Genomic DNA, 7289 nt, shown 5'->3' on the forward strand with positions numbered 1-7289 from the left:
TCTTAGAACCCGCAACAAAAGTTCCTGCATAAACAGCAGAACGCATAAATATGAGCGGATTGGTAGATTCCGTTGCACCCTGTACATATTCTCCATCCGGAAAATCCTGAAAATCGCAATTTTTCTGTTTAACGGTCCAATGGGTTGCATCTTCCAAACCAGACCAATGAATGCGATTGGGGTGGTCTGTGAGTTGCATCAGACAAACAAAAGGTCCCCAAACCTTCACCAACCCTGCTTTCGGTGGATTGCCGCCTAAATCTTCAAACCGTTCAGAACTATGGGCATTAAAGACTTGCGGTTTATCATTTTTATTGACCGCAATGATGCTTTCTCCAAACAACGCAAAAGACCATTGATTATCTTCATGCGCATGATACATCACACCACTTTGGCTTACATCCTTCCAACCTTGCGTTTGACTATCATAACTATAAAGCTTTTGCTTGCCTCCTACGATGATCTTGACACCATTGCCACTTCTAAAGGCGATACAACCCAAAGGCTTCTCTTCCAAAGGCAACTTAGAAACAACCGTTGCACTAGGCATAGGAATGTAGCCACCATCTGCTGGTAAAACATTCACAAGTGTATCTGTAAAGCTGCCGTTGACAACCGCAACATCTGGGCGGTAATCCGCAACTGGAAAAAAAACCATATTAGAAATCCGTTGGAATGATTCTGATATCGTTATGACGTTTTGACGTTTCTGCACGCAAGGCATGCAACTGTTCGTTAAAATCATTATAAGCCGCGGCTGCACAATCGGGCTCTTTAAGGATATTCTTGTACAATTCATATTTTGCACGCGCCTTAATCAAATCAAACGCGTGCACAAACCATGGATGTTCTTGATCCGCATTCTCTAATTCTTCCAAGCGCATTGGAGAGAGAATAAGTTGAACCTGATAGGATTGATCCGGTGTGGGATAAAGATGCAATTTCCTATCAAAGTAACTGTAACAAACAGGTCTTCCTTGCTGTGCTGAAGAAAGCGAAGCTTCTAACGCAAAAGGACTTCTCTGTTCTAAGGCAACCTTGTGATATTGATCTGAAGAAAGATAAACGCTTTTGATTTTGACTGCCGTTTCAAGGTGGGGGGTATCACTTGCATCATAAAGAGCTTTTCCCGCTTGTGTATTAAACACAACATCACGGCTTTCGTTAAAGTAAAAACTTTCCCGCTCGCAAAAACGAATAGCAGCAAAAATACTCTCTTGGATTTGTCCAATATATTCATCCGTGATGTCATCGATTTCGTCTTGAATGACAGACACAAGATGAGAAAGGGTTCTTCTATGACGAAAAACATCCTGCCTTTCTTGGACAGGACCTCCTGTCTTAATCCTTATATAATGACGTGCCATCAAAATACCTTTTCAGTGATACAAAAATTGAAACGAACTTGACATGATACACTATGTGCACTATAGTGCTCATGTGATATTCATTCATAAAACGATAGAATTTGATACTTGGCTTAAGAAACTTAAAGATAAAAGCGTTAAGGCTATTATTCTTCAACGTGTTGTGCGTTTAAAACAAGGACTTTTCGGTGATGTTAAATTCTTTCATGGCATAGGTGAATTACGTATCCACTATGGTGCTGGTTATCGAATTTATTTTACCCAAAAAGGCTCTGATTTTATCCTCTTGCTATGCGGCGGAGATAAATCAACGCAGCAAAGGGATATTGAACAAGCGTTAAAGTTAAAAGAGGAGTACAGTGATGAAAATAACCCCATTTAAACCCGAAAAATATCTTAAAGACATTGAGTCACAGCAAATTTTTCTCAATGAAGCTCTTAAAACCGGTGATGCCGCTCATATTGCTGATGCTATTGGTATCGTTGCACGCGCCCAAAATATGAGTGCTTTAGCAAAAGAAACAAACCGCGAACGCAGTGGATTATACCGCTCCTTAAGTAAAACGGGTGACCCCAAGCTTTCTACCTTAGTGGCTGTATTATCTGCCCTTAATTTGCAACTCTCTGTACAATCTTGCAATTCATAAATTAAGGGGGAGTTAATACATCTCTCCCCTCAGTTTCAGTGATTAGTCACGAACTGCACAACCACAACACATTCACCTGCTGCTGTGGCTTTGTCGCGGGTAGCGTAAAGAGTCGTTTCCTTATCATCTCCAACAAAAACTTTCTGATCTGTGGGTGTAAAGTCTTGTGTGCTTTGGGTCTTGATCTCTTTCTCACCAAATTCACTTCCCCCATAACTGCTGCCTATCTTCAACTTGGCTTCCGAAAACGCTGTCTTCACAAAGGCTTTGATCGACGTAATCACAGCTCCACGCGGTAAAATCCCTATTCTCTCCGTAAGGGACTTCTCTTTATGCGAGATATTTAAGCGTAAAAAGCTTACCTGTTGCGTATGAAGATTTCTCCCCTGTAATGGGGCGGGTAAATGATCTGCCATCTCTTGTTTCCTCCTTTAAAATTACGCTGCTTCACCACTGTAGGTGGGGATAACTATCGTTCCAAAATCTTGGGCTGTTTGTGCACTACCAGGCATCTGGAAACGGGTTTTCTTCATGCCAATAAGCGTCTTGGCGGCAACGCCAAATTCACGTTCATAATCAAAATATTCTTCCTTGAGGGTGTAATGGGTTGCACTATGATTTTGTCCAAAACCGATCACAGCACTTTGCGCTCCTAAGAACACAGCACGACGAACGCTTTTTACGGCTGTAGAATCTGTCGATTTAACACCATGGGTCACATGGATAGCTTCCCGTAAAACAACGCCATTATACATACCTAAAGATCCATCAAAGATTGGGTTCTTTGCACGTGAGGTTGCATAAACTGATTTTTGAATATCTAACCATTCACCAGCGGCTGTATTGGTGCGCAATTGCATCACTTGGGTAGGGTGCAAATACAAAACATACACATCATCACCATTGACGTGAACAGGAGAGATTTGCGGATTGGCAAGCTTTGCTTGTTTAACCGCTTCATCAATCAATTTAAGGCTAAAGCTATGTTTGGCTTTATCGGTAAGTTCTTCATCTTTGGTTTTGCCATCGGGGCGGATAATGCGTTCACTGCTGGGCGCCATGATCGGATTAAAGCCGTAATGAACCGGTTTAATATAAACTTCTCGACCATCAACACTAAGCGTGCTTGCTGTATAACCACACACTTGAAGAAAGAACATGATGCTTAAACGATTAGCATACCAGCGAACCAAACCTTCCTTGGCCTTTTTGCGCAAATTCGGTAAGACTCTCTGTTGATCAATCGAATCCGTATTGGCAACACGCGCTGCATGTAAGAGCTCGTTAATGACCAAGCGGTCATTCATAAATTGAAGCGCTTCTTCATTGCCCTCTAAGGTTTCCCCTTGCGTGACACCATCTCCAAACAAATTAACCAGCAGGCTAAAGGTAACGCTATCCCCTGCACTCTTATGGGTTTCATTGTAAAGCTGGATAATGCTGTTTGAACTTTTCCCTATCAAGGGGGCGATTTTCGTCGCCTTCAAAACTTCATTGCCTAATTTCTGTGACCACAATTTTACCGCTTGCGGATCATGGGTCCCTATATGTGTTGTTGCCATTTTTGATTTCACCTTTCTTTGCTGTAAAAAAAACCGGCTGAATAAAGCCGGTGGAAAACCCGCATCAAAGGCGGATTATGTGGAAAAACCTCTTACCTAATCAGGATCTACACCCATAATTTCATAAAAACGTGCTTCATTCTTTGGATTGGATATCCACGCATCAAATTCTTTCTCTGACATATTCGCAAGAACTTCCTTGGTCATAGGACCAACACGGCCTCCACCACCAGAGCCCGTTAATGTCCGCGCTGAATTCTGACGATTCTGGAGTGCTGCAATTTGATCATTGGCTTGCACGGCTTGCTTTTGATAGCCAAGATTTTGCGCGATCCTATAAAGCTCTTCTGCCGGATTAACCCCCTTTTGTGCGCAAGTGGCTACTATCGTTCGCAACTCATCTCCTATAATCGCATCGATCGTGCTCTTCTGGGCATAAGTGGGATAGATAGAAGACCATGCATTCAATTGCTTGGCGCGCGTCTCATAGAGAAAATCTGCCGCCGCATCAAAATCACTGTATTTATCTTTGACCGAGGTAACGGAACTTTCTAAAAACTGATTTAAATGCCCATTAAATTCTTGGTATTCTAACGCTTGCCTTTGCACATCTTGCTGCGCTCTAATATACGCATCCTGCTCTTGAAGCTTTTTGCCCATCCACCCCATATAACCAATAATATCTTCACTAGGATTGGGAGGCGTTTCCTTGCCATCAACCTGAGACATCTGGGATTGCGCTTCATAAAACTTCGTAAGTGCTTCACGGGCTTGATTGGCTTGTTCTACAGCACGTTGCTGTTCTCCATTAGGGATAGTAATCTCTGAAGGCTCTTGAACAGGCTTTGCTACAACCGGCTCTGAAGAAGAGACATCATCACTTTCAACCGCTCCTCTATCATGAGCGCTCTCAAAAGAACCCTCATCATCAAAAACGGATGCCTCTGTTCCATAATCTTCATTCAGTCCTTCATTCAGTTCTGCATTCATTCTTTAACCTTTCTCAAATGCTTCTTCCTCTATAACTGGCCGCTCTTTCTCGCATGATCTGATTTTGCATCTGCTCATTGTAAATGCGTTGCCGTTCAAGTTCATGGCGCTGTTGCATCAATTCTGCTTCCAATTCCGCTCTTTTTTGACGCATGAACAATTCAATCTGCTTTTGTTGTAAATCCATCTGTTGCATTTGGGTTTTCGTCGCCATGTCTTGCTGCTTTTCTTGCAACTGCATTTCCTGCTCTGGATTCATCTGCTGTTGCGCTTGTTGCGCCATTTGTTGCTGCTGTTGTACCTTCTCACTTACACGATTAAGCAGAGAGGCCGGCAAGGGAGAATAACGAAGCAAATCAAGCATAATATCTGGTGTAACCGCATTTTGAAGCAACGGTAACAATTGCGTGATAATACCAAAGGTACGCTCTTTCTCATTAGGACTGGTGGGCGCATCATCAACGACAATATCATAATCAACATGCATCACTGCTTCACGGGTTAAGGGGATATATTGCGCATTCTCCTCTCCTGAAATCCGTACCAAGCGACCATCGGATAAATAATTCTGGATCAAGTGCAAAATAAGCTTCCCCTGACGCTTACGATACAAACGTAAACCATCAAACAAACAAGCAAGCAGATTGAGACTGGATTGACGCCTTTGTGCTTCCAAAATCCCTGCTTGTGAAACTTCTCTCGTCCCTATAAACTCTGGCGATAAACCCGTGACCTGATTAATCGCTTCTTTCGCTTCATTAAACAGTTGGAAAAAGCCTGTTGGAAACTGAGTGACCGGTTTGGGTTGGATCTTTCCACCGGCAAGCGCTCCTGATTTAAGCACCGTGATACTATCAACTCTGCTCCAACTCCTTACCGCTTCCCTCTCATCTTCAAATGCACCTCTTTCTGCCATTATCCCCCCTTTGGATTGGCTATTGAGAATATGCATCACTTGACTGAAATATTTATTTGCCCAGCGTTGTGGATCTTTGGTCGGGCGAACAACCCCATAAAATTGACGCTCTATCTTATCAAAATACCCCGTTATACATTCCCAACCCAATTGACCGGCGGGAACCAAAGGCTGGTCTGGACAAAGCAAAATTTTCCTGCCTAAAAAAGCGCGCTTAACCACCTTTTTATGAAAAGCAGCTCCTTGAATATCGGGCATCATGCACTGAAGTTGCTTAAATTCTTCCTCGCTATAATCACGAAGTTCACCCGTTTCTAAATCAGGCGCTTTATAATATCTCTCACTTTCAAACCAACGACATTCAACTAGCGTGACCATCCGGCGGCCATTTTCAACATCAATACCCTTCTCATCATCATAAGCTTCAAAAGCATTGTGATGAACCCCTTCATAAGAACTCCCATCACGCGCCCAATCCGCACTTAGTTCACTCCAATGCGCTTTGGGAAACATTTGTCTTGCAACTTCCAAAGGTTTACGGTCTACATACCACAAACGTTGTGCATCGGTTAAATTCGGTTGTATGGCCGCGCTGTCCCAAACCATCTTTAAGGGGTCTAAACGTGTAATAACCGGCTCCCCATCTAGACTACTCTCATAATCAAGCCTTGTATCTGTCCAGCCCATACCGCAAATGACAGCATCTTGGAAAGCATCTGAATCCGCATATTCCGCATGGGCCATGTCGCGAAACCATTCTGCTGCACCAGTGAGCAATTCGCTAGGCAAGGCCTTGCCTATTTGACGAGGAATAAACTGCACTTCTCTCTTATTATTGCGTTCAGATCCAACAACCGCATTCACAAGTGGAGCAATGCGGTTAAACGTCATGACAGGACGGCGTTGTTCTTTTAAAGCGGCTAAATCAGTCTCATTCCACTGGTCGCCATTGTAAAAACGAAAATCTTCACGCGCTTGCTCACGCCATTTGTTCACATGCTCTACATCTTCTTTGTACCAGCTTAAAAGCTTACGAAACAAACCTTCCATTGAGAAATCTGAAACCTGACTTTCTTGCTCTATATGCTCTTCATCATGCATCATTGTGCCATCCATGACGTACTCTCATAGGCTTCTCTATCGCTATAAGCTGCTCTCTTATGTTTCTGTATCGGCTGCTCATAACCCACACACATCAATCCAAAGGCATCAGCCCCATGACTCGACCAATCATGCTCTGCCCCTAACCCTATATTCCGCTTCTCATCCCATTTCTCATGATACCAATTCAGTGCCTTACGACCCGCTACGGTCGTCTCTTCATTAAACCATACAGAAGGTAAAATACGCCGCACTGCCTCTATCCGCATTTTGACAGCACCAGCCCCTTGATTAGGGATCACTTGCGTTTCAAAACCCGCATCACTTAAAGCACTCTCAAAACTCACATTGTGTACACGGTCTCTCGTTGCACCATCATGGGGCAAAACCATCAATGCCTTCTCATAACCATTTGCACGCAACCAACCGATATGTTCGGATAACGGCTGCCCTTGTGCCTCATAATAATCCAGCACTCTGATCTCTCTGCCAATAAATTGCGCTATCCAAATCGCCGTTGCATCTGCCTTGGCTCCTGTCCCCCCAATATCCCAAAAGGCGCGTATCTGCATTAAAGGATCACGTGCAACACGCCCTATCCGCCCCTCCTGTTCAGCTGCTAACATCTCCTTTTGGTAATAAGCACCTTGAACGGCTGTAAGGTAAGCTCCCTCCCAAATATGCTTATAGGTCTCTGGACGGTTTC

General features: G+C 43.6%; 8 protein-coding genes and 1 pseudogene. 2 read left to right on the plus strand and 7 right to left on the minus strand.

Annotated elements, in window-relative coordinates; genetic code table 11:
* Positions 1-658, minus strand: a pseudogene (locus K3248_RS08420) (hypothetical protein); the annotation flags it as partial.
* Position 659: 1 nt separating this feature from the next.
* On the minus strand, positions 660-1367 hold the full coding sequence (locus K3248_RS08425; RefSeq protein ID WP_220716918.1) for a phage adaptor protein: 708 nt from the start codon (positions 1365-1367) through the stop codon (positions 660-662).
* A gap of 73 nt (positions 1368-1440) precedes the next feature.
* Between K3248_RS08425 and K3248_RS08430 the strand changes: the two genes are divergently transcribed.
* Positions 1441-1749 carry a type II toxin-antitoxin system RelE/ParE family toxin gene (locus K3248_RS08430; RefSeq protein ID WP_220717828.1) on the plus strand — a complete coding sequence of 103 codons (309 nt, stop codon included), beginning with the start codon at positions 1441-1443 and terminating at the stop codon, positions 1747-1749.
* Entirely contained in the window at positions 1730-2014 is a 285-nt protein-coding gene (locus tag K3248_RS08435) for an addiction module antidote protein (RefSeq protein WP_175869536.1), read from the plus strand. The genes K3248_RS08430 and K3248_RS08435 overlap by 20 nt, the downstream gene beginning before the upstream one ends.
* A 35-nt stretch (positions 2015-2049) precedes the next feature.
* Here the strand turns inward: K3248_RS08435 and K3248_RS08440 are convergent, their stop codons facing one another.
* The 5 genes from K3248_RS08440 to K3248_RS08460 all read right to left on the minus strand — a co-directional run.
* Positions 2050-2430 carry a hypothetical protein gene (locus K3248_RS08440; protein WP_220716915.1) on the minus strand — a complete coding sequence of 127 codons (381 nt, stop codon included), beginning with the start codon at positions 2428-2430 and terminating at the stop codon, positions 2050-2052.
* 21 nt (positions 2431-2451) lie between these two features.
* Entirely contained in the window at positions 2452-3576 is a 1125-nt protein-coding gene (gene bgtG, locus K3248_RS08445) for a BaGTA-type gene transfer agent major capsid protein (RefSeq protein WP_220716914.1), read from the minus strand.
* 96 nt (positions 3577-3672) lie between these two features.
* Entirely contained in the window at positions 3673-4566 is an 894-nt protein-coding gene (locus K3248_RS08450) for a hypothetical protein (RefSeq protein WP_220716913.1), read from the minus strand.
* Positions 4567-4579: 13 nt separating this feature from the next.
* Positions 4580-6598, minus strand: a complete 2019-nt coding sequence (gene bgtI, locus K3248_RS08455; RefSeq protein ID WP_220716912.1) for a BaGTA-type gene transfer agent portal protein BgtI — start codon at positions 6596-6598, stop codon at positions 4580-4582.
* Positions 6583-7289, minus strand: a 707-nt coding sequence (locus K3248_RS08460) for a terminase large subunit domain-containing protein (RefSeq protein WP_503826674.1), incomplete at its 5' end; no start/stop codon positions are given. The genes K3248_RS08460 and bgtI, both read right to left, overlap by 16 nt.

Origin of the sequence: Bartonella raoultii (assembly GCF_019659805.1) — a bacterium.
In the GTDB taxonomy this organism is placed as follows: domain Bacteria; phylum Pseudomonadota; class Alphaproteobacteria; order Rhizobiales; family Rhizobiaceae; genus Bartonella; species Bartonella raoultii.

Bases quoted from the DNA above. Each gene is read 5' to 3' on its own strand.
- bgtG (WP_220716914.1), bottom strand. From the start codon at position 3,576: ATGGCAACAACACATATAGGGACCCATGATCCGCAAGCGGTAAAATTG.
- K3248_RS08435 (WP_175869536.1), top strand. From the start codon at position 1,730: ATGAAAATAACCCCATTTAAACCCGAAAAATATCTTAAAGACATTGAG.
- K3248_RS08440 (WP_220716915.1), bottom strand. From the start codon at position 2,430: ATGGCAGATCATTTACCCGCCCCATTACAGGGGAGAAATCTTCATACG.
- K3248_RS08425 (WP_220716918.1), bottom strand. From the start codon at position 1,367: ATGGCACGTCATTATATAAGGATTAAGACAGGAGGTCCTGTCCAAGAA.
- bgtI (WP_220716912.1), bottom strand. From the start codon at position 6,598: ATGGATGGCACAATGATGCATGATGAAGAGCATATAGAGCAAGAAAGT.
- K3248_RS08450 (WP_220716913.1), bottom strand. From the start codon at position 4,566: ATGAATGCAGAACTGAATGAAGGACTGAATGAAGATTATGGAACAGAG.